General features: G+C 53.7%; 26 protein-coding genes. 17 read left to right on the plus strand and 9 right to left on the minus strand.

Features of this window, described 5'->3' with window-relative positions:
- Window positions 1-21 precede the first annotated feature (21 nt).
- From M0R70_07950 to M0R70_07985, 8 genes are all read right to left on the minus strand, one after another.
- A complete protein-coding gene (locus tag M0R70_07950) occupies window positions 22-1,098 on the minus strand; it encodes a SpoIID/LytB domain-containing protein (GenBank protein ID MCK9419293.1) in 1,077 nt (358 codons plus the stop codon).
- Window positions 1,099-1,222: 124 nt separating this feature from the next.
- Window positions 1,223-1,756, minus strand: a complete 534-nt coding sequence (locus M0R70_07955) for an epoxyqueuosine reductase QueH (protein MCK9419294.1) — start codon at window positions 1,754-1,756, stop codon at window positions 1,223-1,225.
- Window positions 1,757-1,842: 86 nt separating this feature from the next.
- Complete coding sequence (gene ruvB, locus M0R70_07960; protein ID MCK9419295.1) at window positions 1,843-2,862, minus strand: Holliday junction branch migration DNA helicase RuvB; 1,020 nt, start codon at window positions 2,860-2,862, stop codon at window positions 1,843-1,845.
- A gap of 36 nt (window positions 2,863-2,898) precedes the next feature.
- The gene (ruvA, locus tag M0R70_07965; GenBank protein ID MCK9419296.1) at window positions 2,899-3,501 is read right to left on the minus strand and encodes a Holliday junction branch migration protein RuvA; all 603 of its coding nucleotides are present in this window, start codon (window positions 3,499-3,501) and stop codon (window positions 2,899-2,901) included.
- 4 nt (window positions 3,502-3,505) lie between these two features.
- On the minus strand, window positions 3,506-4,069 hold the full coding sequence (gene ruvC, locus M0R70_07970) for a crossover junction endodeoxyribonuclease RuvC (protein MCK9419297.1): 564 nt from the start codon (window positions 4,067-4,069) through the stop codon (window positions 3,506-3,508).
- Between the two features lie 126 nt (window positions 4,070-4,195).
- Window positions 4,196-4,939: a YebC/PmpR family DNA-binding transcriptional regulator gene (locus M0R70_07975; protein MCK9419298.1), complete on the minus strand. Its 744-nt coding sequence runs from the start codon at window positions 4,937-4,939 to the stop codon at window positions 4,196-4,198.
- Window positions 4,940-5,061: 122 nt separating this feature from the next.
- On the minus strand, window positions 5,062-6,063 hold the full coding sequence (locus tag M0R70_07980) for a PIN domain-containing protein (GenBank protein MCK9419299.1): 1,002 nt from the start codon (window positions 6,061-6,063) through the stop codon (window positions 5,062-5,064).
- Window positions 6,064-6,296: 233 nt separating this feature from the next.
- On the minus strand, window positions 6,297-7,796 hold the full coding sequence (locus M0R70_07985; GenBank protein ID MCK9419300.1) for a DegQ family serine endoprotease: 1,500 nt from the start codon (window positions 7,794-7,796) through the stop codon (window positions 6,297-6,299).
- Window positions 7,797-7,971: 175 nt separating this feature from the next.
- Between M0R70_07985 and bioA the strand changes: the two genes are divergently transcribed.
- Window positions 7,972-9,357: an adenosylmethionine--8-amino-7-oxononanoate transaminase gene (gene bioA, locus M0R70_07990; GenBank protein ID MCK9419301.1), complete on the plus strand. Its 1,386-nt coding sequence runs from the start codon at window positions 7,972-7,974 to the stop codon at window positions 9,355-9,357.
- A gap of 12 nt (window positions 9,358-9,369) precedes the next feature.
- Here bioA and M0R70_07995 read toward each other — a convergent pair whose 3' ends face one another.
- Window positions 9,370-10,008, minus strand: coding sequence for a hypothetical protein (locus M0R70_07995; GenBank protein MCK9419302.1), 639 nt, complete (start codon window positions 10,006-10,008; stop codon window positions 9,370-9,372).
- A 288-nt stretch (window positions 10,009-10,296) separates the two neighbouring features.
- Between M0R70_07995 and M0R70_08000 the strand changes: the two genes are divergently transcribed.
- The 16 genes from M0R70_08000 to M0R70_08075 all read left to right on the plus strand — a co-directional run bounded on the left by M0R70_08000 (window position 10,297) and on the right by M0R70_08075 (window position 24,807).
- Entirely contained in the window at window positions 10,297-11,520 is a 1,224-nt protein-coding gene (locus M0R70_08000) for an MFS transporter (protein ID MCK9419303.1), read from the plus strand.
- Window positions 11,521-11,710: 190 nt separating this feature from the next.
- Complete coding sequence (locus M0R70_08005) at window positions 11,711-12,226, plus strand: DUF177 domain-containing protein (protein ID MCK9419304.1); 516 nt, start codon at window positions 11,711-11,713, stop codon at window positions 12,224-12,226.
- 81 nt (window positions 12,227-12,307) lie between these two features.
- Window positions 12,308-12,490 carry a 50S ribosomal protein L32 gene (gene rpmF, locus M0R70_08010; GenBank protein ID MCK9419305.1) on the plus strand — a complete coding sequence of 61 codons (183 nt, stop codon included), beginning with the start codon at window positions 12,308-12,310 and terminating at the stop codon, window positions 12,488-12,490.
- A gap of 80 nt (window positions 12,491-12,570) precedes the next feature.
- Window positions 12,571-13,584, plus strand: a complete 1,014-nt coding sequence (plsX, locus tag M0R70_08015; GenBank protein ID MCK9419306.1) for a phosphate acyltransferase PlsX — start codon at window positions 12,571-12,573, stop codon at window positions 13,582-13,584.
- Complete coding sequence (locus M0R70_08020; protein MCK9419307.1) at window positions 13,584-14,561, plus strand: ketoacyl-ACP synthase III; 978 nt, start codon at window positions 13,584-13,586, stop codon at window positions 14,559-14,561. The genes plsX and M0R70_08020 overlap by 1 nt, the downstream gene beginning before the upstream one ends.
- Before the next feature lie 127 nt (window positions 14,562-14,688).
- Entirely contained in the window at window positions 14,689-15,846 is a 1,158-nt protein-coding gene (locus M0R70_08025) for an acyl-CoA dehydrogenase family protein (GenBank protein ID MCK9419308.1), read from the plus strand.
- A 280-nt stretch (window positions 15,847-16,126) separates the two neighbouring features.
- On the plus strand, window positions 16,127-16,912 hold the full coding sequence (locus M0R70_08030; GenBank protein MCK9419309.1) for an electron transfer flavoprotein subunit beta/FixA family protein: 786 nt from the start codon (window positions 16,127-16,129) through the stop codon (window positions 16,910-16,912).
- A 98-nt stretch (window positions 16,913-17,010) separates the two neighbouring features.
- Entirely contained in the window at window positions 17,011-18,201 is a 1,191-nt protein-coding gene (locus M0R70_08035) for an electron transfer flavoprotein subunit alpha (protein MCK9419310.1), read from the plus strand.
- A gap of 2 nt (window positions 18,202-18,203) precedes the next feature.
- Window positions 18,204-19,142, plus strand: coding sequence for an ACP S-malonyltransferase (gene fabD, locus M0R70_08040; protein ID MCK9419311.1), 939 nt, complete (start codon window positions 18,204-18,206; stop codon window positions 19,140-19,142).
- Window positions 19,143-19,239: 97 nt separating this feature from the next.
- Window positions 19,240-19,980, plus strand: coding sequence for a 3-oxoacyl-[acyl-carrier-protein] reductase (fabG, locus tag M0R70_08045; GenBank protein MCK9419312.1), 741 nt, complete (start codon window positions 19,240-19,242; stop codon window positions 19,978-19,980).
- 73 nt (window positions 19,981-20,053) lie between these two features.
- Window positions 20,054-20,290: an acyl carrier protein gene (gene acpP / locus M0R70_08050; GenBank protein ID MCK9419313.1), complete on the plus strand. Its 237-nt coding sequence runs from the start codon at window positions 20,054-20,056 to the stop codon at window positions 20,288-20,290.
- 360 nt (window positions 20,291-20,650) lie between these two features.
- Window positions 20,651-21,859, plus strand: coding sequence for a beta-ketoacyl-ACP synthase II (fabF, locus tag M0R70_08055; protein MCK9419314.1), 1,209 nt, complete (start codon window positions 20,651-20,653; stop codon window positions 21,857-21,859).
- 1 nt (window position 21,860) lies between these two features.
- On the plus strand, window positions 21,861-22,559 hold the full coding sequence (gene rnc / locus M0R70_08060; protein ID MCK9419315.1) for a ribonuclease III: 699 nt from the start codon (window positions 21,861-21,863) through the stop codon (window positions 22,557-22,559).
- Between the two features lie 358 nt (window positions 22,560-22,917).
- Window positions 22,918-23,379 (plus strand): hypothetical protein, encoded by a 462-nt coding sequence (locus tag M0R70_08065; protein MCK9419316.1) that lies wholly within the window; start codon window positions 22,918-22,920, stop codon window positions 23,377-23,379.
- 947 nt (window positions 23,380-24,326) lie between these two features.
- The gene (locus M0R70_08070) at window positions 24,327-24,596 is read left to right on the plus strand and encodes a BrnT family toxin (protein ID MCK9419317.1); all 270 of its coding nucleotides are present in this window, start codon (window positions 24,327-24,329) and stop codon (window positions 24,594-24,596) included.
- Window positions 24,583-24,807 carry a BrnA antitoxin family protein gene (locus tag M0R70_08075; protein ID MCK9419318.1) on the plus strand — a complete coding sequence of 75 codons (225 nt, stop codon included), beginning with the start codon at window positions 24,583-24,585 and terminating at the stop codon, window positions 24,805-24,807. The genes M0R70_08070 and M0R70_08075 overlap by 14 nt, the downstream gene beginning before the upstream one ends.
- Window positions 24,808-24,876 lie beyond the last annotated feature (69 nt).

Consider the following 24,876-nt stretch of genomic DNA (forward strand, 5'->3'; position numbering starts at 1 on the left):
ATGATGGTTGGAAGCACTACGCTATTTCATCCGCTCCATGACCGTTCCCGGATAATAGCGCGACAGGATCGATTTGAAATCATGGCCTTTCCCCGCCATTTCCTTCGCGCCCCACTGACAGAGTCCCACCCCGTGCCCCCTGCCCCTGCCCGAAAATACCGCTTCACCCTCAGACAACTCCAGCTCAAAAAAAAGGCTCGGGATCTCTGTAGTGCCGAGTGCGGCTCGAATGATCTCAGCCGGAACGGTTGTTGCGCCGCGCGCGGACCGAATGGTGACATTCATGACCCTGCCGGCGGGGGTGATGCCCGCTATGCTCATAGCCGTAATGTCGTCAACGCGAAATCCCTGACGCCTCAACGCAGCGGAGACATGGAAAACGCTCACCCGCTTTTCCCAGAACTCATCCTTGAGAATATTCTGACACTCGCAGTCGACCCCCTTGAGATAGGGTGCATCAATGCCCCACATGAGAGAGGCATTCTCCGTATGTCCCCCGCAGTTGGCGTGATAGAATGCGGGGATTAATTCCCCCCGATACGTCAGAATAAGCCCTCTGGTCTCCTTTACCGCCCGCACCGCGTTTATCTGCTCGCCATTTGCGCCGTTATATACCTGGCTCATGATCGTCGCGAGAATATGGTACGGTTTTTTCCCTGCAGTTCGTTTTTCGTAGAGCGCATAGGTCCGCGATGCCACGGCCTGCGCCTTCAGCGCTTCGAACTCCCAATCGGGCGGGATTTCAGCGGCGATCACCCCCCCGAGATACTCCTCAAGGTCAAGATCGTTCACAACAAGGAGAAGCCCGTTCTTTTTCTTTCTCAGTTCCAACCAGCCCCGGTAACGTTTGCCGTTCACCTGGGTGAACGCGTCAATTGATCTGATCCGCACCGGTTTTCCACCTACGGACGCGGGAGTGAATCGCAGTAATTTCTGATGACCGCCCGACGGCGACCCGGCGATCAATAAATCTGAAGAGGATTTGATCGAAACGACCCTTTGATCATCGGCGATAGCGACACGGATATTTTCAGAGGCGGAAACGGGCAGAGCGAACAACACAACGACCGCGATACAGAACAGGAGGGAATATTTCATATACAAATTCCCCTCACCCCCCGCCCTCTCCCCATCGGGGCGAGGGCGTGTTTAACTTCCTCTCCCCCGAGGGGAGAGGATTGAGGTGAGGGTAACTTTTCACACCCTGTCGTGAACGGAAGTCTCATGAACGCTTTTCGTATCTTTCTTTTTCACTGTAGATACAACCGCAGTATTGCTGCCGGTAGAGCCCCATGGCCCTGGACTCCACGATCCCCTCCCGCCAGCCGCTTCGGAAATCCTCGTAATAGAACTCGATGCCGTGTTCCGATGCAGTCTCGTGAGCTATTCCTTTGATCAGGTCATGCTTCTGATACTTGCTGTACAGAAGAGAGCTGGTGAACACACCAACCTTCTTTTCCCGGGCCGCAGCGGCGGCGGCATCCAGTCTCATGCGGTAACAATGCTCACACCTCCGGGTCCCTGTGCCCGCGATACGAAGAAGGAACGAATCGAGGTCGTAGCCGTCCCGATAGTGGGTCTCAAGACCCACGCGTGCCGAGAACTCCCTGACCGTATCTATCCTTTTTTTGTATTCCTGATAGGGATGGATATTCGGATTATAAAAATATCCTGCAGGATTAAATCCTTCTTCCTTCAGCCTGAAATACGGATAGAGCGCGCAGGGAGCGCAGCAGATATGGAGAAATATGTTCATTGTTTCAGACTTTCAACGAGACAAATAAAGCTGAACTACGGAGTCTTTTTCCTGACTTCTGACTTCTTTTTTCTGCCCCGTCTTTTTTACAATAGTCTTTCCTGATTTGATGCGGGCTTTTTTCTGCCGAAGTATTCATACGCAAGGCGCGTTGCCTGCCTGCCCCGGGGAGTACGGTCGAGAAAACCTTCCTGGATCAGAAAGGGCTCATACACATCCTCGAGCGTGTCCTTTTCTTCGCTCAGCGCTGCTGCAAGGGTTTCGAGGCCTACCGGCCCTCCTTCGAACTTGTCGATGATCGTCAAGAGAAGTCTCCGGTCCATTTGATCAAACCCTTTTGCGTCAACTTCAAGACGGTCCATGGAGCTCTCGACAAGCTCCTTCGTGATCGCCCCGTCGCCCTCCACCTGTGCGTAATCCCTTACCCTTCGGAGCAGACGGTTGACGATCCGCGGCGTACCGCGGGAGCGGCGGGCTATCTCGGCGGCCGCGGCTGCATCGATCTTCGTTCGCAGAAGATCCGCCGAACGCTGCACAATGGTCCTCAGTTCGTCGGGGGAATAGAAGTTGAGTCTGTCGATCACTCCGAAACGGTCCCGGAGCGGCGACGTCAGGAGACCGGTTCTCGTAGTCGCCCCCACAAGCGTAAAGTTCGGCAAATCAAGCTTGATGGAGCGCGCTCCCGGTCCCTGGCCGATAATGATGTCGAGCTGAAAATCCTCCATCGCCGGATACAGGATCTCTTCGACCACCCGGTTCAGCCGGTGGATCTCGTCGATGAACAGGACGTCACGCTCCTGAAGATTCGTAAGGATCGCGGCCAGGTCGCCGGCGCGTTCGAGCACCGGGCCGGACGTGGACTTGATGTTCACGCCCAGCTCATGCGCGATAATGTTCGCGAGCGTGGTCTTGCCGAGCCCCGGCGGTCCGCAGAACAACACGTGATCGAGAGCCTCACCCCTGCCCTTGGCGGCCTCGATGAAGACGCGCAGGTTTTCCTTGATCCTGTCCTGGCCCACGAAATCCTCGAAGCGGACCGGTCTCAGGCTCCTGTCGAGCTGCACATCGTCATCGTTCTGTTCGGGTTCTATGATCCTCTCCGGCATTACCCTCTCCCTCATTGCTCACCAAACAACAGCGGGCTACCTCTTCATCAACAGGTGCAACGCTTCCCTTACCAGTTCTTCGACCCCGAGGTCGGGACGCGCATGTCTGATTTTTCTGACGGTTTCTTCCGCTTGCGGCCTCTTATATCCAAGATTCACGAGCGCTGATATGACATCTTCACTGTCATCCGACAATACAGCAGAACCTGATAATGACGGAAGAATCGAAGGAACAACCAGCTTCATCTTGTCTTTCAGTTCAAGGACCATGCGGGCCGCGGTCTTTTTCCCGATGCCGGGGATCATGCAGAGCCTTGAATCATCGGAGGCCTGAATAGCGTGTGAAAGGTCCTGGACGGAGAGGCTGGAAAGGATCGCAAGCGCAAGTTTGGGACCGATACCGGACACGCCCAGGAGCAGCAAAAACATGTTCTTTTCCGCCTCGGTTAAAAAACCGAAGAGGGAAAGCGAGTCTTCGCGCAGATGGGTATGAATATGGAGACTGACGTCCTCTCCGTCATCAGGGATCCCGCAAGAGGTCGAGAGCGGCACGGAGACCTGATAACCGACGCCGGCAACATCGATGATCAGATGGTCGGTGGCCTTGTGCCTCAGTCTGCCTGAAAGCCATGCGATCATACGATCAGGCCTGCGTCCCGCGGATACCGGCGTGCCTGAAACCGCTCACGCCTCTCCCGGATTGCCGCAGGGAAGATGAGTTTTTAAGAATTTCCCTGAGCCGCGAAGAATGGATATGACAGATCGCTGCGGCAAGCGCGTCGGCCGCGTCAGCGGGATGGGGAACCTTGGGAAGATCGAGCAAGGTCTTGACCATCATTTGCACCTGTTTTTTTTCGGCTTTGCCGTTTCCCACCACCGCCTGTTTTACCTCGAGCGGGGCATATTCGAATACCGGCAATCCGGCATTCATAGCCGCGAGAATCGCAACACCCCGCGCGTGCCCGAGCTTAAGCGCGGATTGAATATTCTTGGAGACGAACAGGTCCTCAACCACGACCACCTGCGGCCGGTGCTTGGCAATGATCTTCTCAAGCTCTTCATATATTTTTTTGAGCCTCAGGGGAAACGGCTGTTTTGCCGACGGACTGATGCCTCCCGATACCACGTGGAACAACTTATGGTCCTCCTCCATTACGATCCCGTAACCGGTCGTCAGCGTCCCCGGATCAATTCCCAGCACCTTCATAACCCCCCCCTATAAACGTCATTGCAAAATGCAAAGTGCAGAGTGCAAAATGTAAAATAAAATAAGCGGTTCATAGACTTTGCAATTTGCATTTTGCAATTTGCATTCGGCGTGCGAAGCATGCCGCTACACCGCGTTCAAAATCTCTTCCGGTATGTCGAAGTTGGCATACACATTCTGGACATCGTCATTGTCCTCGAGCGTCTCCACCAGTCGGAGCATTTGCTGAGCTTCTTTGCCGTCGAGTTTTACGTAGGTCTGCGGGATCATGGTGATCTCGGCAACCTCCAGGGAAACACCCGCATCTTCGAGCGACTTCCGCACCTTTTCAAAATCGTTCAGCGCCGTCGTGACAACGAAATTGTCGTCCTCAGGCTGCATGTCCTCGGCCCCTGCGTCGAGGGCCAGCGTCATAAGCTTTTCCTCATCGACCTTGGCGCTGTTGACCACAAGATACCCCTTCTTGTGGAACATCCAGGAAACGCATCCTGCTTCGCCCATATTGCCGCCGGCCTTGCTGAAGATATTACGGATCTCGGATACCGTCCTGTTCCGGTTGTCGGTCATGGACTCGATAATGACCGCTACGCCGCCCGGCCCGTATCCCTCGTAGATTATCTCCTCGTACGAGACCCCCGGCAGTTCACCCGTGCCTTTCTGGATCGCGCGCTTGATATTCTCGGCCGGCAGGCTGATCGATTTCGCCTTGGCGACCGCGGTCCTGAGCCGCGGATTACCGTTGGGATCACCACCGCCCAGTCTGGCCGCCACGGTGATCTCCTTCCCGATCTTTGTAAAGCTTTTTCCACGCTTCGCATCAGTTGCGGCTTTCTTGTGTTTCGTTGTTGCCCACTTTGAATGACCTGACATGAAACCTCCTGTAATTCAGATAAATATTGCAAAATGCAAATTTGCGATTCGCAAAATTAGCTTCACCTTTGCACTTTGAATTTTTCATTTTACAATTTGCATTCAGCAGTTATGGATTGCAGCTACTCATGCTCCATTTCTTCCTTGGGTTTTGTGAAGATCATCCGTCCCGCCGCGGTCTGGAGCACGCTGGTAACCGCCACATCCACGTTCTTGTTCATGTGCTTGCGGCCGTTCTCCACCACGATCATCGTGCCGTCGTCAAGATAGGCCACTCCCTGACCCAGTTCCTTGCCCTCTTTGAGAACGAACACCCGCATGCTCTCTCCCGGAAGCGCCACGGGCTTCACGGCATTCGACAGGTCGTTGATATTCAGGATCTTGACGCCCTGAAGTTCCGCGACCTTGTTGAGGTTGAAGTCGTTTGTGATGACCTTGGCGCCGAGCGACTTGGCCAGGGCGATCAGTTTACTGTCCACTTCACGTATCTTTGGGAAATCCTCTTCAGTGATCCGGACCTCCATGTGGCTCATCTTCTGGATACGGTGCAGAATATCGAGTCCGCGCCTTCCCCGCGCCCGCTTGAGGGAATCCGAGGAATCGGCAATATGCTGGAGTTCGTGAAGGATGAACTGCGGGATGAGGATCGTGCCGTCGAGGAATTCGGTCTCGCACACGTCCGCGATCCTCCCGTCGATGATCACGCTCGTGTCCATGATCTTGGTGTTCTCTTCCGCACCGCCTTTGAAGAGCTTTTTTAAGTTCGCGGGGTTGAACTTCTCGCCCTCCCGGATACCAATGACAATGCCTATGTAGCCGAAGAAACCGTTCATGAGCAGAAGAATGAATTGCACGATGCTGCGATCAAGCGGTACGTACTTGAGGGGTGCGGCGATGATGGTGGCCGACGTCAGGCCGAGGATAAAACCGAGTATCCCGCCGATAATAACCTTTAAGGCGACTCTTCTGAACAGATATTCAGTAAGAATGATCATGATCGCAACACCGCACCCAACGGCCATGCCTTCGACTTTGCTGACCTGATCATACAGCTGTGTGGCCTCATAGTAACCAAGAAGCGTGCTTAATAAAACAAACAATATACGGATGAGGATAAGTCCCATTGTTCTCACCTCCCTTGATAAAATAGAAAATAAAATAAATGATGCGGGTTTCAAGCCTCTTGCAAATATTTTCCTGCTGTCCTTCCTGCGGCGACCCACAGCCGGGATCTCGTGCTCACCGCTTGAAAAACCATATCACCGGCAAATGTCCGGCGGTGATGACGGACCGTTTCGCAAGAACCTTATATACTACCTGTCTGTGAGGGAACCGTGCCACCGTTGAGGAAGCGAGGCTATTCCGGACGTACGGTAACAAACAGATCGTGCCCCTTCCTGCGGAGGAGGAGCAGCAGTCTTTCTTCGGCCTTGATCTTCGAAGCGATTCTCTTATACTCATCCAGTGATGCGATATTTTTCTGGTTTATCTGGAGAATAATATCACCAGGCCTGATCCCGACCTCAAAGAGCTTGCTGCCGGGTTCGATCTTTACGACAACCACGCCTTTTTCGTTTTCCTCAAAACCAAAGCGTTGCGCGAGGTCGGGCGTAAGTTCGCGCACGACAAGTCCGGCAAGCGCACTGCTCTCTTTCGCATTGTTCTCCTCTGCTTCGTTCTCCGGTGACGACGCATCCGCCAGCTTTTTGGGCAGCTCCGCGATGACCACCTCAACCACGACCTCCTTTTTATCACGAAGCAATGTTACTTTCACCGTCGTGTTGATCGGGGTCTGGGAAACCATGTTCCGGAGATGGCCCGTATCCTCAACCAGCTTGCCGTTGTACTGAAGGATCACGTCGCCCTGCTTGATCCCCGCTTTCTCGGCGGGGCTGCCCTTCATCACACTGCTCACGAGCGAGCCTTTCTGGTCCTTGACACCGAATTCATCCGCGAGGTCGGAGGTCACCTCCTGGATGCTCACGCCGAGCCATCCGCGTACCACTTTCTTGTACTTGAGGAGGCTGTCCATGACCTGTTTCGCCATGCTGCTCGGTATCGCAAACCCGATCCCCTGGTAACCGCCGGTCCTCGACAGAATCGCGGTATTGATACCGATCAGCTCTCCACGCGCGTTGATGAGCGCGCCTCCCGAGTTGCCGGGATTGATGGCCGCATCGGTCTGGATGAAATCTTCATAGTCCGCGATGCCCACGTTCGCCCTGCCGACGGCGCCGATCACACCCATGGTCACGGTCTGGTTCAAACCAAAAGGGTTTCCGATCGCGAACACGATCTCTCCCACCTTCAGTTTGTTGGAATCGCCCCAGGGAAGCGCGGTAAGCCCGTTGACATCGATCTTGATGACCGCGAGATCGGTCTTCGGGTCAGCGCCGATAAGTTTGGCCTTGTAAGCCTTTTTCGTGGAAAGAAGCACCTTGATCTCCTGGGCCTTCTCGATCACGTGGTTGTTCGTGATGATATATCCGTCCTCGGACACAATGACTCCGGACCCCAGACTCTGCTCCTTCTGCTCCTTCGGCGCGTTGGGATGCGGGACCTGGTCGCCGAAGAACCTCCTGAAGAACGGGTCCTCGAAAAGGTCAAGGGGCATTTCTTCGCGGGACTTGATCACCCTGGTCGTGGAGATGTTCACCACAGAAGGTGTTGCCACCGCGGCAACCTCGGATTGGGCCTCGGAGAGCTGCGTCAGGACATCAACGGACTTCGACGATATCTGACTCTTGGCAGGAAGCTGGTTCATGATCTCGAGATGCGAAGAAAGAAGAAGACCGACGAATACGCCGAGGACGAGTATGAACAACAGGGACAGGGTGAATCTTTTCTTATTGATCATGGGGATGAATAACCTCCGGATGGTACATCTGCATTAGGATGAACCCTTGCGAACCAGCAAACTCTATTCTACCAGAAAGGGATGAATCTTTTCAAGCCCTTTTTATTATTGATAAAAAAGACATGTTGACCTATAATATCATTGACCGATCCCTTCAGGAAAGAGAGAGCGATTTTTGTCGACAAAAGACCGTTCAAAGAGACCTGCTGCAGGTCACCTGGAAAAACTGGACAAAACATATGTCTGGCATCCCTTTACCCAGATGAAAGACTGGGAAAAGGACGCTCCGGTCATCATCGAAAGCGGCAAGGGATCGATCCTCACCGATATCCGCGGCAAAAAATACATCGACGGCGTATCATCGCTCTGGGTCACCGTCCACGGACATCGAAAAAAAGAGATCGACCAGGCGGTGGCTCGACAGCTCAAGAAGATCTCCCACTCCACCCTGCTGGGACTCTCGAACGTCCCTGCGATACTGCTCGCGGAAAAACTCATCGCACTGGCGCCGAGGGGGCTCTCGAAGGTATTCTATTCCGACAGCGGATCGACCGCGGTCGAGATCGCGCTCAAGATAGCCTTCCAATACTGGCAGCAGAAAGGGCCGGAATACCAGCGAAAGACCGGTTTTCTTTCTCTCGCCGGAGCTTACCACGGCGACACGATCGGGTCCGTGAGCGTGGGCGGCATCGACCTGTTTCACACCATCTACAAGCCGCTCTTGTTCCACACCCGCAAGCTTGAGTCTCCCCATTGTTACCGCTGTGAGTATGGACTCACCTATCCGGAATGCCAGAAAACCTGTTTTATGCATGCCGAGAGAACGATCCAGAAATACGCCTCCGTGACCGCCGCCCTTATCATCGAACCCCTTGTTCAGGGGGCCGCCGGCATGCTCGTCCAACCGCCGGGTTACATAAAGCGGATCAGGGAACTCTGTACGAAGAACAATATTCTGATGATCGCGGACGAAGTGGCAACCGGATTCGGCAGGACCGGAAAGATGTTCGCCTGCGAGCACGAACAGGTTTCTCCGGACATTTTGTGCCTGGCCAAGGGGATCACCGGCGGATACCTTCCCCTCGCGGCCACGCTCACCACGGAGGAGATCTACCGAGGCTTTCTCGGTGAATACGAGGAGTTCAAGACCTTCTTCCACGGCCATACCTACACCGGGAATCCACTTGCCTGCGCCGCATCCATCGCCAGCATCGATCTCTTCAAAAAAGAGAAAACGCTGGTGAGGCTCCAGCCGAAGATAGCTCACCTGAAAAAGGAATTGGCGCGTCTATCAGAGCTCAAGTATGTCGGAAATATCAGGCAGAAAGGCTTCATGATCGGAATTGAAATGGTAAAGGACAGGGCGACGAAGATGCCCTATGCGCCTGTGGACAGGATCGGCGCAAAAATAGTAATGGAATGTCGCAAGCGCGGCCTTATTATCCGTCCCCTTGGAGATGTTATCGTGCTCATGCCGCCGCTCTCGATATCGCTGCAGGAACTCAAACAGATGATGCAGATCGTATTTACGTCGATCAAGCTGGTTACGGAAACCAGTTGAGCGGTGTTGACCTTAGTCTCTTTTCTCCGGATCAACGCCTCCGGAATTCTGTGAGGCCGCATCGTCACCGTCTTGAGTAAGAGCGTTGAGTTCTTTCAGCGCTTTAGCCGCTTTTTTTCCCTTTTCTCCAGACTCATGCTGAACCGCGTTAACCTCGCCCTTCAGGGTTTTGAACATGTTGACCACATCCTCCCCATGAGCAACTATCAGGTAAACAGACATCCCCCACAAAACGACCGCGCGGACAATTTTAATGGCCTTTTTATGGTCCGCATCGATGATTCCCAGGATCACAAAAACGAACAGGGCGCTCACCACGACTACGACGGAGATCAACACCCTGCCGCTGAAAAAACTTTTTGTATATCCTTCAATCGATACTGTTCCCCGGTCAGAGGATGATTCTGCATTCTCCGGAATTGCTTCCGCCTGTACCTGGGGCTGCTTTTGTATTGCGGGGTTCCTCGCTTGTTCCTGATCCATGTTGACTATTTTGGCGGTTGCCCGACACGGTTCAGGAACAGACTGAAGATCATCGGCGAAACAAATGATGCCGTTTTGATCAATATATTTGTAGATGGCCGCGAAACTATTCGACGTTGCCGACAACACAATGGCAATCACAAAAACCAGTATGAGCCGTGTCTGCATGTTCATCACCATCCTTTTGAAATCGGTGCCTAAAAACGATAATAATTAAATTTCGGCACAAAGTCAATGCATTCATTTTGGCAATTTTCAAACCCAGACGTAACGGTTTTCTTGGCGTGATCCCCTGAGTGGCCGGTTCATTTTTTGGCTATTGCGGCTTTGCGAGAGATGCTTTTAGTTTTTCCCTTCGTGCCTCTCACTTGTCCTGTATCGCACAATTTCTGAATACGTTGCATTTATCATGGATTTATATGATAATGTTTCATGCATGCTTCACCGGAGAAGACAATGGATAAAAAACAGGTCATGAGCTGGTGTCTCTTCGATTTCGCGAACTCGAGCTACTCGGCGGTGATCGCCGCGGTCATCTTCCCGGTCTATTACGCCGGCGTGATCGTCGGGAACACCTCCGGTGAGGGCGACCTCTGGTGGGGACGGGCCATCTCCCTGAGCATGCTCTTTATCGCACTCTCCTCTCCGTTCCTCGGCGGCATCGCCGACTATGCGGGTCTGCGAAAAAGGCTTCTTGCGTTCTATACCGCGATATGCGTCGTTGCCCTGTCGGGATTTACGCTCCTCACGCCGGGCGCGGTCATCGCCGGGTTCATCCTAGCCGTATTCGCAAACATCGGTATGGAAGGCGGCCTGGTCTTCTACAATTCCTTCCTTCCCCGGATAGCCCCGGCGGAGTATCACGGCAGGGTGTCGAGTTGGGGCTTCAGCATCGGATACGCAGGCTCCATCTCCTCGCTCCTGATCGCACTGCCGCTCGTCAAAGCCGGGCATTACGGCATGACGTGGATTGCAACCGCGGCCTTCTTCGCGATCTTTTCCCTTCCCGCCTTCCTGTTTCTGCCGCAAGACTCGCGGGCCGATGTCACGGCGTTTCAAGCAGGGACCCGTGGCGTTGGACTGGCCTGGAAAACCATCAAGAAACTCTGGACACGCAAAGAACCGAGAAAATTTCTGATCGCCTATCTGTTCTATGAAGACGGGGTCAATACGGTCATCGTCTTTTCAAGTATCTTTGCCGCGACAACACTGCATTTCGGGACCGGCGAGCTCGTCGGGCTCTACATCACCGTACAATTGACGGCACTCATCGGCGCCTTCCTCCTGGCAAAACCCACCGACACCTGGGGGCCCAAAAAGATCGTGATGCTTTCCCTCGTCCTCTGGACTCTCGTGGCCGTTATAGCCTATTTTGTGCAGACCAAACCGCAGTTCTGGGCCGTGGCATGCACCGCCGGACTGGGGCTCGGGAGCGTACAGGCCGGCACGCGCGCCTTTTACACCCAATTCGTGCCAAAGGGCAGCGAAGCTGAATATTTCGGTGTGTACTCCCTTGTGGGCAAATCCTCCGCCATCCTCGGGCCTCTCGTCTTCGGTTTCGTGTCGTCAACCTTCGGAAGCCAACGGCCCGCGATCCTCTCCATTGCGCTTTTTTTTATCATTGGGCTGATCCTGCTCAGCAAAGTTAAGGGTGGAGGACCGAACGTCAGTAAAGGGTGAAACTAACCGGGGTGCCATAAGCCTCCTATCGGAGCAACCCGGCATAAAACGGTACGGTCTATTGGCGTGCTTCCGAACTTCCGGCTCCTGACCTCAGACCACCGGTTCATCAGTATTTCTTCTTGACAAAACGGGGGCTTCCCCTTATAATTCGATGCTTACAGCGCTTGCAGCCTCCAGAGTGATCAAAATGGCCATGAAGATCAACGATATACCGCCAGAGGGGCTTACACTGGAGCTGAAACAGAAGCTGGACCTGTTCGACACGGGAACAGCATCAACGGCCTTTACCTCGATCCTTTCCATCAGGCCGATGGGTGCCGGTGCCTTCCACATAAAAGGCCGTGTTCAGGCTGACCCGGAACTCGAGTGCAGCCGGTGTCTGAAAGTTTTTTTGTATCACAGCGATACGGAACTGGATATAACCCTTGCGCCGGAGAAAGCCCTTGGTACTGCCCCGGAGTATGAGTTGGGTCAGTCAGAGCTCGACGTGGAGTTCTACCGGGGCGAGGAGATAGAGCCGCTCGATCTGGTAAAAGAGCAGTTGTTGATTACCGTCCCCATGGTGCCGCTCCATCGTCCCGACTGCAAGGGCCTCTGTTCCGTCTGCGGAACGGACCTGAATGAAACGGACTGTGGTTGCAAGAAGGACAACCCGGGTGAATTCGGGGCATTTTCCGTCTTAAAGGATCTCTTGAAAAAATGACGGTTTCTCATCTGGAGAAACGTCACCCTGAGCGAAGCGAAGGGTCTTGTAACAAAAATAGCTTAAGGAGTTTACCCGAACATGGCAAATCCAAAACACAAAACATCCAAGTCCCGCAGGGACAAGAGGCGCACTCACAAGCACCTCGAGGCCCCGAATCTCACTGCCTGTCCGCAATGCCAGGAAGTGAAACAGCCCCATCACGCATGCCTGTCCTGCGGCACCTACAACGGCCGCGAGATCGCAACGATTAAGCAGATATAACCGGAGCTTGCTCAAAGGCAAAGGGATGATACTGTATTTTCCGGTATGACTCTTTGCCTTTTATATTGCGGAGAGCTCGTATGAAGATCGCTGTTGATGCTATGGGGGGAGACAATGCGCCTCAAGCCATCGTCGCCGGAGCTGTACAGGCGGCGAAGGAGTATGGGGTCGGCATCATCCTGGTGGGCATTGAACAAAGCATCCAGGCGGAACTCAAAAAGCACCCCCACGCACGGTCACTCCCGATAGAGGTACGGAACGCCACCGAAGTGGTGGATATGCTCGATTCTCCGGTCACGGTCTTTCGGAGAAAGAAAGACTCTTCGATCCGCGTGGCCAATGAGCTTGTCAAGAGCGGCGAAGCAGTGGCCGTTATCAGCGCGGGACATACCGGCGCGGCCATGGCCACATCGCTCTTTGTCCTGGGAAAGCTCGAGGGGATCGAACGCCCGGCCATCGCCACGTTCATGCCCACGATGAAAGGCACCTCCATCATCCTGGACGTGGGAGCGAACGTCGATTGCAAACCGAACCATCTTCTGCAGTTCGCCGTAATGGGCGAGGTCTACGCCAAGTACCTGCTCAAGAACCCCAACCCCCGCATAGGTTTGCTCTCCATCGGCGAAGAGGCGACCAAGGGGAATGAGCTCACCAAGGAGGCGTTCAAACTCCTGACCGAGACATCGCTTAATTTTATCGGCAATGTTGAGGGGCGTGACGTAATGTCCGGCAATGCGGACGTGGTCGTCTGTGACGGTTTTATCGGCAATGTGGTGCTCAAGCTCTCCGAAGCCGTGGCGGAAGCCATCGGGCTCATGATCCGGGAGAATATCGGCGACAACTTGATCAAGAAACTCGGCTATTTCATGATGAGGCCGGTCTTCCGGGCCCTCAAACGCCGAGTCGATTACGCGGAGTATGGAGGAATGCCCCTCATCGGCATCAACGGCATCAGTATCATCAGTCACGGCAGATCGTCGGCCCAGGCAATCAAGAACGCCATCCGCGTCGCCGCCGAACTGGCGAAGAGCGAGGCAATCAGGCACATCCACGAGGACATCGAAAAAAACATGGAACTGGTCAGGGCCAAATGATCCACGCGCGAATAACAGGAACCGGGTCATACGCACCGAAGAAGATCGTCACCAATCATGACCTCGAGAAGCTCGTGGACACGAGCGACGACTGGATCACGGAACGCACCGGCATCAAGGAACGCAGGATCGTGGAAAAGGGGCAAACCACGTCGGATCTGGCTTACGAGGCAAGCATAAAAGCGCTGAAAGCCGCGGGTCTTGGCGTCAATGACCTGGACCTCATCCTTGTAGCGACGACCACTCCGGACATGGTGATGCCGAGTCTCGGCTGCGTACTCCAGGATAAGCTCGGCGCAAAAAAAGCCGCTGCGTTCGACATCTATGCCGCTTGTTCCGGATTCCTCTACGGCCTGTCAGTGGCCAATGCATTCATACAATCCGGAATGTATAAGAATATCCTTCTGGTAGGCGCTGAGGTCCTTTCTCGCTTCACGGACTGGGAGGACCGGACCATGTGCATTCTCTTTGGAGACGGAGCAGGCGCGGTCGTGATCCAGCGGCATACGGGCAAACACGGGGTCCTCTCCACCCATCTGCACTCAGACGGTTCCCTCGGAGAACTCCTCTATCTTCCAGCAGGCGGGGCACTGCATCCGGCATCACACGAAACAATACATAAGCGCATGCACTTTATGAAAATGAAGGGAAACGAGCTGTTCAAGGTGGCGGTGCGCGCGCTCGAAGGCGTGGTGCAAGAAACCCTGGCATTCAACAAGATAAAGCCGGAAGAGATCGACTTTCTCATTCCGCACCAGGCCAATTTGAGGATCATCCAGGCCATGGCACAGCGCCTGAACATGCCCATGGAAAAGGTCGTGCTCACGCTTCCAAAATACGGCAATACCTCCGCGGCCTCAATTCCCATGGCGCTTGACGAGGCGGTCCGCGACGGCAGGATCAAGGAAAATCATCTCCTCTTGTTCGAGGCCTTCGGCGGCGGGCTGACCTGGGCATCCGCCCTGGTGCGATGGTAACGCCATCGCACATTGTAAATTGGAAATTGAAGATTGAAGATTGACAATTTCACAGTTGCATTGCCCGCAATTTAAAATTTTCAATTTCCAATCTCAAATTTTCAATAATTATGTTTTGGAGGAATAAATGGATTACCTGCTGACTGAAGACCAGATCATGATACGAGACCTTGCCCGGCAGATCGCGGTGGAAAAGATCGTGCCTGTGCGCGCCGAGCTGGATGAACAGAACAAGTTCCCCACTGATATCATGAAGGCCATGGCCCAGGCGGATCTCTTCGGCATCTACATCCCCGAGGAATACGGCGGCCTCGGGAAAAAGAGCCTCGAGCTCTACATCGCCATCGAAGAGATCTCCAAGGCATGCCTTGGCGTATCCACGAGCTATGCAGCCAATGCGCTCGGCAGTTACCCCATCCTCCTCCACGGCAGTGACGCGCAGAAGAAGAAATACCTGCCCGACATCGCATCGGGAAAGGACCTCGCGGCGTTCGGCCTTACCGAGGCAAACGCTGGCAGCGATGCCGGCGGCATCCAGACCACCGCGAAACTCGACGGCAACGAATACGTGCTGAACGGCACCAAGCAGTGGATCACGAACGGCGGCGAGGCCCGGATATATACCGTCATCGCCATTACGGACAAATCCAAGGGAGCGCGCGGCGCTTCGGCCTTCATCGTGGAGAAGGGCACGCCGGGATTCTCCTTCGGGAAAAAAGAAAATAAGATGGGCATCCGGGCATCATCCACGACCGAGCTTATCTTCAACAACTGCCGCATCCCGAAAGAAAACCTTATAGCCAGGGAAGGCATGGGATTCATCGTGGCCATGAAGACCCTCGACTGCTCGCGCGCCGGTGTAGGCGCACAGGGTGTGGGCGTTGCGCAGGGGGCAATCGACGAGTGCATCAAGTTCGCCAAGGGCAGGGTCCAGTTCGGCCAGCCAATCACCTCCTTCCAGGCCATCCAGCATATGCTTGCGGACATGCAGACCCAGACCGAGGCCGCCCGCGCCCTCGTATACTCTGCGGCCCGCATGATGGACAGCGGAGCAAAGGACTTCTCCCGGGCATCGGCCATGGCCAAGGTCTTCGCGACCGACACGGCCATGAAAGTCACCATCGACGCGATACAGGTCATGGGCGGATCGGGCTATATGAAGGAATATCCCGTCGAAAAGATGATGCGCGACGCCAAGATCCTCCAGATCTACGAGGGAACCAACCAGGTCCAGCGCAACGTCATTGCCCTCGATATGATCAGGGAAGCGACGAAACTGAAATAACTGACAAGCACCAAAACCCAAACATCAAACAGCAAATAAATTCCAATATCGAAATACAAAATGCCAAATGAGCCCCTTGCAGAAGTCCCAATTCCGTCATTCCCGCAGCGATTCTGAGCGGGAATCTGGTTCTCACTGTTTGAATAACCATATCCCCGATAGAGACGTTCGGGGATGACAAACAGTTTTGCATGAGCCTCAAACGTTTCGAATTTGGGTAATTGAGATTTGGAGCTTATTTGATATTTGTAATTTGTTATTTGGCATTTTGGAGATTCCCGTGAACATCATTGTTTTAGTCAAACAGGTCCCCGACACGTCGGAAGTCAAGATCAACCGGGAGACCAATACGCTCATTCGCGACGGCGTACCGAGCATCATCAACCCGTATGACATGTATGCCATTGAAGAGGCCCTCCGCTTGCGCGAACAGCACGGCGGCAAGGTGACCGCCGTGACCATGGGCCCGCCTCAGGCTGCCGATTCCCTGAAGGAAGCCGTTGCCCTTGGCGTTGACGATGTGGTGCTCCTGTCGGACCGGGCCTTTGCCGGGGCTGACACCTGGGCGACGTCCTATACGCTCGCGATGGGCATAAGGAAGATCGGCAACTTCGATCTCGTGATCGCGGGCAAGCAGGCCATCGATGGCGACACGGCCCAGGTCGGTCCCGAAACAGCGGATATGCTCGGCATCCCCTTCGTAGCCTATGTCCGAAAGATCGAAAAAGTGGAAAACGCAATGTTGGTGGCCGAACGCATGATGGATGAAGGATACGACGTGGTCGAGACCTCCCTCCCCGCGCTCATTACCGTCGTGAAAGAGATCAACCAGCCGCGCCTGCCGTCGCTCAAAGGCAAGATGAAAGCCAAAGGGCTCAAGGTCGTTTCCTGGACCGCCGCGGATATCGGCGCGGACCAGAACCTGTGCGGCTTGAAGGGTTCTCCCACCAAGGTCGTCAGGATATTCCCGCCCGCGCCGCGTGGACAGCGGGAGATCCTTTCCGGCAGCATCGAAGAGCAGGTCTCGACGGTGGTAAAGAACCTGAAAGAACAGGCGTTGATATAACATTAATGCAAACTTCAAATTGCAAAATGCAAAAGGGGAAATATTCTACAATTTTGCACTTTGCATTTTGCATTTTGAAATGGATTTAAGGAGTTCCCGTGAGTATTAAAGTCATATCGGATACATGCACCGGATGCGAGACCTGCATTTCCGCGTGTCCCTTCGGCGCCATTGAAATGCGCGAGGGCAAGGCGTTCATCACCGATGCCTGCACCCTGTGCGGCGCGTGCGTAGAGGTCTGCGAGTTCAAGGCCATCGAGAAAACGGATGAGGCTGTCGGTCCGGCTGTCGACCTCTCAGCGTACAAGGGAGTATGGGTCTTTGCTGAACAGCACAAGGGCGGCATTGCCAGCGTTGCCCTCGAGCTCCTTGGAGAAGGCAGGAAGCTGGCTGATAAAAAGAACACCACCCTCTCCGCCGTTTTCATCGGCCACGGCATCAGGGCCGCAGCTCAAGAGCTTGTCGCCTTCGGTGCGGACACCGTGTATGTCGCCGATGACCCCGCGCTCAAGGATTTCAATGACGATTCCTATGCCGCAATCCTGATCACCCTTGCAAAGCAGCATAAACCCGAGATAATCCTTGCCGGTGCAACGGCGATCGGACGCTCCTTCTTTCCCAAGGTAGCATCTTCGCTCCATACCGGCCTTACCGCTGACTGTACCGTGCTCGATATCGATGCCGACACCGGCCACCTGCACCAGACCCGTCCCGCCTTCGGCGGAAACATCATGGCCACCATCGTCACCCCCAACCACCGTCCTCAAATGGCGACGGTGAGGCATAAGGTGATGAAACCGGCGCCGCGCAATGATTCACGAACCGGTGAGATCATTGACGTGAAGTATGACCCGTCAGGAGCAGTCCGCGCCAGGGTCATCAAGATCGTGGAGGAACTGGGCGAAACCGTCAACATTTGTGAAGCGGACATTATTGTCGCAGGCGGCCGCGGACTGGGGAGCGCCAAGAACTTCCAGCTGCTGGAAGAACTGGCGAAAGCGCTTGGCGGCGCGGTTGCGGCGACACGGGGCGCTGTTGATGAAGGATGGATCCCCTACTCCCACCAGGTGGGCCAGACAGGCAAGACGGTCTGCCCCAAGCTCTACATCGCCTGCGGCATCTCCGGCGCGATCCAGCATATTGCCGGGATGCAGTCATCAGACGTCATTGTCGCGATCAACAAGGACCCCGATGCGCCGATCTTCAGCGTCGCGACGTATGGCATCGTCGGCGATGTGCATGAGGTGCTTCCGATCATGATCAGGAAGGTCAGGGAAATGCGGGGATAACTATGAAAATAGCATTCGTCTTTCCCGGCCAGGGTTCGCAGTACCTTGGCATGGCAAAGGAGTTCGTAGAAAATTTTGATGAATCAAGGGAAGTCTTTGCGGTCGCAAGTTCAGTGCTCGGCTATGACCTCCTCCAGCTCTGTCTGAACGGCCCGGTCGAGAAACTGAACCTTACCGAGTACACCCAGCCCGCAATACTGAGCGCGAGCATCGCCATATTACAGCCGCTCGTGAGAAGAGGATTGGAGGCTTCTGCTGCGGCCGGCCATAGCCTCGGCGAATATACCGCCATAACCGCAGCCGGCGGGTTCGAATTCAAGGACGCCGTCGCGCTGGTACAAAAGCGCGGCAGGTTCATGCAGGAGGCCGTACCTGAAGGAACCGGCCTCATGGCCGCAATTCTCGGCATGGAGCGGCAGGACGTAGAAAAAACTTGCCATGAAGCAGCCAAAAATGGTATAGTTGCCCCTGCAAATTACAACTCTCCGGGTCAGATCGTTATCGCCGGCGAGAAAACGGCCGTGGAAAAGGCCATGGAGCTTGCCAGGGCTGCCGGAGCGAAAAAAGTGATCCCGCTCTCCGTAAGCGTGCCTTCACACTGTGCCATGATGAAGCAGGCCGGAGAGCGGCTTGCGCAGGAATTCGAAAAAGTAACCATCCGCGATCTGAACATCCCGATCGTGAATAACGCGGATGCGAAGTTTATCCGGACGGCTGCGGAGCTCAGGACATCGCTCATCAAGCAGATCAGTGCTCCGCTCTTTTGGGAAGATTCGATCAATACTCTGGTCAGCGGCGGCTTTGATACCTTCATCGAAATCGGACCCGGCAAGGTACTCTCCGGCCTGATAAAGCGGATCACAAAAAACTCAAAAGTGCTGAACGTCGAAGACCAGAGAAGCATGCAGGAAACCTTAAAAGCATTGGAAATTGCAGGTTGAAGATTGGAAATTTTAAATTTCAGGAAGACACCGGTACGACGAAATTAAATTTTCATTTTCCAATTTCCAATCTTCAATTTCCAATGAGGAGTTGCCCATGAGTCTTAGCGGCAAGATAGCGCTCGTCACCGGCGCTGCACAGGGAATCGGCAGGGATATCGCGCTTGCGCTCGCGGCAGATGGCGCTGATGTCGCAATCTGCGACGTGAACCTCGAGGCCGCGCAGAAGACCGCCGCGGACATCGAAGCAAAGGGCCGAAGATCCCTTGCCGTCAAAGCCAACGTTGCCGCGTCCGCCGACGTCATCTCCATGATCGATCAGGTTGTCGAGAAGCTCGGCAGGATCGACATCCTGGTGAACAACGCCGGCATCACCCGTGACGGGCTCATTCTCCGTATGAAGGAAGAGGATTGGGACCTGGTGCTCAGCATCAATCTGAAAGGCTCGTTCTTGTGCACCAAGGCAGCGCTCAAGTACATGAGCAAACAGCGGGGCGGAACCATCATCAACATCGCCTCGATCGTCGGCGCCATGGGCAACGCCGGTCAGGCGAACTACGTTGCATCCAAGGCAGGCCTCATCGGCTTGACCAAGACCATCGCACGGGAATATGCGAGCCGCGGTATCACGGCAAACGCCGTGGCCCCCGGTTTTATCGATACCGCCATGACGCAGGCGCTGTCGGAGAATGTCAAGGCGGAACTCGCGAAGCAGATACCCATGGGCAAGCTCGGCACCTCTGAAGATGTGGCAAATGCGATCCGTTTCCTTGCTTCACCCTGGGCGTCATACATTACCGGCCAGGTGATCCATGTTAACGGCGGAATGTACATGTAGGGTCAATATTCATTACGATTCAATGCAGACGTATGATGCACGGTAGTAAGAACATAATCAGAGGAGGATGACAATGGCAGATGTGGTGGCAAAAGTAAAAAAGATCATTTCCGAGCAGCTCGGCGTACCAGAAGCGGACGTAAAACCCGAGGCGTCGTTCGTGAACGACCTTGGCGCTGATTCACTCGACACCGTGGAGCTCGTTATGGCGCTCGAGGAGGAATTCGGCGTGGAGATCCCTGATGAAGATGCCGAGAAGATAGCGACCGTGCAGAACGCGATCGACTATATCAAGGCGAAAGCAAAGTAACAGTCAGACAGCGGGAATACGGAAGATCAGAGAACAGATGACGGATAACTGACTTGAGGTTATGATTCGGTCTGTCTTCTGTGCTCATTCTTCTATTCCTATGCTATGCTGTCCTCTGTATTCCGCAGTACTTCCGAAAGCCAGAAGACCTCTCACTCAGGCACACGAGTCGGTTTTTTGGCTTTTCGGATTTTTTGCTCTGTAAGAGACAGCCTGTATTCTGGTAAGCGGGCAACATCATATATGCAGGTTTGTGAAACTACGTGGCACACTATCCTCCGCTGGAGCATTGTTCTCTAATGGAGTTTATGCAGGAGGTACCGTCGTTTGAAAAAAAGAGTTGTCGTCACCGGCGTCGGGATGATCACCCCGGTCGGCCTGGACACGGAAACAAGCTGGGGCGGCTTGATCAACGGCAGGTCCGGCATAGGCCCGATCACGCAGTTCGATGACAAGGCCATCCCCACGCAGATCGCGGGGGAGGTCAAGGGATTCGATCCGGCCAAGTACATCGAAGCCAAGGAGATCAAGAAGATGGATCGGTTCATTCATCTCGGGATCGCCGCGAGCCAAATGACGATGGACAGCTCAAAGCTCATCGTGACGCCCGAGAATGCAGAGCGCGTGGGTGTCACGGTCGGCGCCGGCATCGGCGGGTTGCCCGCGATCGAGCGGACCTACCGTGCATACATGGAAAAGGGTTTCCGCCGGATCACACCCTTCTTCATTCCCATGTCCATCATTAATGAGATGGCCGGGCATATCTCCATGCGCTTCGGCGCGAAAGGCCCGAACTCCTGCGTCGTTACTGCCTGCGCCACGGGCACCCACTCCATCGGCGACGCCTTCAAGATCATACAGCGCGGCGACGCCGATGCCATGATCGCCGGCGGCAGCGAGTCCTGCATCTGCCCTCTCGGCGTCGGCGGGTTCAACGCGATGAAGGCCCTCTCGACCCGAAACAGCGAGCCCGAGCGCGCCAGCCGTCCGTTCGACGCGGAGCGTGACGGCTTCATCATGGGTGAAGGCTCGGGAATGCTTGTTGTCGAGGAGCTGGAATTCGCCAAAGCACGGGGGGCGCATATCTACGCCGAGGTGATCGGCTATGGCATGTCCGGCGACGCTTACCATATCACCTCACCGGCTCCGAACGGCGAAGGAGCGGCCCGGTGCATGAAGATGGCCATCAAGGACGCCGGCATCAACCCGGCTGACGTGGGTTACATCAATGCCCATGGCACCTCGACCAAGTATGGCGACGAGCTCGAGACCCTGGCGATCAAGACCGTCTTCGGCGATGACGCCTATAGAATACCGGCAAGCTCCACAAAATCGATGACCGGCCATCTGCTCGGCGCGGCCGGCGGTGTTGAAGCCGTCATTTCCGTTCTCGCGCTGGACCGCGGCGTCCTTCCGCCCACGATCAACCTGGAGAACCCTGATCCGGAGTGCGATCTGGACTATATCCCGCACACGGCCAGACAGGTCCAGGTGGAGATAGCCATGTCCAACTCATTCGGCTTTGGCGGCACGAACGCCTGCCTGGTCTTCCGGAGATTTCGAAAATAAGATGCCTTCCCTCTCGGACATCCAGCAGCGAATCGGGTATACCTTCAAGGACGCGGAGCTCCTCGAACGCGCGCTCACCCACAAGTCCTACGCGAACGAAAACCGGGTCCCCTATCACAATGAACGGATGGAGTTCCTCGGCGATTCCGTCCTTAGTCTCGTCATAAGCGAATATCTGATGAAAACCTGCCCAGACTCGACCGAAGGCGACCTCTCAAGGCTCAGGGCGGCAGTCGTGAGCGAACCCGCCCTCGCCGCCGTTTCCCGTGGGATCGCGCTTGGCGACCATCTTCTGCTCGGCAAAGGAGAAGATCAAACCGGCGGAAGGAACAAGGATTCGCTCCTTTCCGACTGTCTTGAAGCCCTCATTGCAGCCGTCTATCTGGATTCGGGCAAGGATGCCGCAGAGTCGCTCGTCATTCGCCTTTTCGAAGAGGTCATAACGAAATCCAGCACATCCGGCGGGTCGCTGGATTATAAGACCGAACTCCAGGAACTCTGCCAGGAACAACTCAAACAGCTTCCGGAATACCGCAGTGTTTCCGAGACAGGCCCTGATCACCAGAAACTGTTCGAGATGGAAGTATGGGTCAAGGGACAGCTTTCCGGCCGCGGCCTGGGGAAGAGCAAGAAGGAAGCGGAACAACGGGCGGCTAAGGAAGCGCTGGCGATGCTCTCAGAGAAAACAAACCACTGCTAATCAGAAACAACCGCGCTTACCAGGATGTTCCCGTAGAATATAATCCCTCACGTTGATCTTCGAGAAACACACCCGCGAACCCCGCTTTCAGATCCTCTTTTATATAAGTCCGACAGAGAGTCAACTTCTTTTTTCTTGCTGAGCTTGGACAAATATGATACGCTCGGCCATCATTTGATATCGCTTTTTGCGGAGCAAAGTTATTTTCCGCCTCGACAATACCTGAACTTTGTTTTTCAATAAGACGGGAACCGATCACGCTGTCATTTAGCATATTCCTTGTTAAACTCGCTAATATCACTAATCCGTTATTAGCGAGGGGGGCTAATCAATAACTTAGTCGTGAGGATAAGTAGTTATGAATAACAACGTACGGCGATGGCTAATAACTCCTATCATCGTAGCGTGTCTGTATTGGTCATTCGATGGCATTCTATATTTTGCCAGCAGCCTCCTCCCATCAATTAAAACATGGATCATCACAAAGACCATATGTTTGCCAATTCTGTCTGTTGTCGTTTTTGCCCTCATTATTACTACCCGGACTAAATCGAAAAAAGACATTCTAATTATTGGCTTCATGGCTACGCTGGCAATCTGGCTCTTAAGTTCCTTTTATATGCTTTTCATGAGTGCCTTTTCTGAAAAAGGAATGATGCCAATTCTCGGTGTAGCTTGGTTAATCATATATTTTCCTATGACAGCGATTATGGCCGCAACTTACAGTGGCGGTCTTTGGGGTTTATTTGCAACAACAATAATACTACCAACGGCTACGATTATTCTAAGAATCAAGCCACCGAAAGGTTTGTCAGAGTAGTCACTGAGACAAGAAATGATCCTAACACTCGCGTCGTGAGGGTCGCTAATAGACGCGCCCCTCACGCGCTCGTTAATCAAGTTTTTGATAAATTCATTTCCCTAATTGGGGTAATATTTTTTATAAGCGATTTGCTTTTTCCAGTATGGCTGATCAGTATTATTGTTTTTCTAAAAAAGGAAGAGTGGGAATCTTGGAAAGCATGGTGCATAGCTTCAACATTCTGTCTTGTCCAAGCTTATTTTGTAGCGAAATTTATAGGGTGGAATCTTGGAGCATATACTTTGATTTGGGCGGGCACATTGGCATCGTCGTTGTTTTATGACTTGCCACCAAGCACATCAATAACTTCCTATCTCACACCTTTTCAGTTGTGGCTAGAATTTTGGGTCGCCCCTCCTGTGATAATCGTCATTATTCCAACTTTGGTCATATATATTTTTTCAATAAAAATTAAAACGTATGCAGCAAAGAAGAAAATAGTCTAAAATAAATGAAATTGTATAACGAATCGTTCCACGCCGACCGCTTCGCGCCGCAGGAATGGGGCGATATATAACGGCATGAAAGGCGATCTCTAATTGTGAATACTTTAGAAAGGACGTGCGGCACGGTAGGCGCCGTATTCGCTATCGTCGGTTTGGCTTGGTTTCTGATCTGTTTTTCTGCTCCTGAAGCAACATGGTGGAATTCTCTCTGGTTCTTCTTCATCATATTTTTATTCTCACTATCTTTAGGCATTATTGGACGGAAGACCAGCAGAGGCATTACAGGCATACTTATTGGAAGCCTTGGTTTTATAGGTGTCAGCCTGCTATTGTACGTTGGATATCCATAGTATTGTCGACGTTTCTTTCCAAATAGTAGCGAATCACGACCGATCCCCCTCCAAAAACCTTAAAATATTCATTTGACAGCCGGTATAATTAAGGTATAATTTCTATACCATGGAATTCGAATTCGACCCCAAGAAAAGCGAAAGCAACAAACAAAAGCACGGGCTTGATTTCCATGAAGCGAAAGCTTTGTGGGATGACCCCGATCTCATTGAGATCCCCGTTCAAACCATTGATGAGCCACGATACCTGGTGATTGCAACGATAGAGGGGAAGCATTGGTCGGGAGTCATCACCTATCGAGGCGATAAGGTAAGAATTATATCGGTGCGACGATCTAGGAAAGAGGAGGTGGATATATATGAAAGTGAAAGCGCGTGATTTCGACAAGAAATTCGATGAAGGTGCGGATATTTTGAAGCACCTTGATTTGAAAAAGGCAAAAAGGCCCGAGCGGGAGCAGAAACGAGTAAACGTCGATTTCCCTGTGTGGATGATCCAATTATTGGACAAAGAGGCAAAACGTCTCGGAGTCCCCCGCCAGTCAATTATCAAAGTCTGGGTGGCGGAACGCCTTGAAAAAGCATCGTAGACGTTTCAACCACGCCGTCGAGAGGGTCGCTGAGAAACACGCCCCGCACGGCGGCGTTGACCGAACTGA

It is taken from the genome of Nitrospirota bacterium (assembly GCA_023229435.1).
Taxonomy (GTDB): domain Bacteria; phylum Nitrospirota; class UBA9217; order UBA9217; family UBA9217; genus JALNZF01.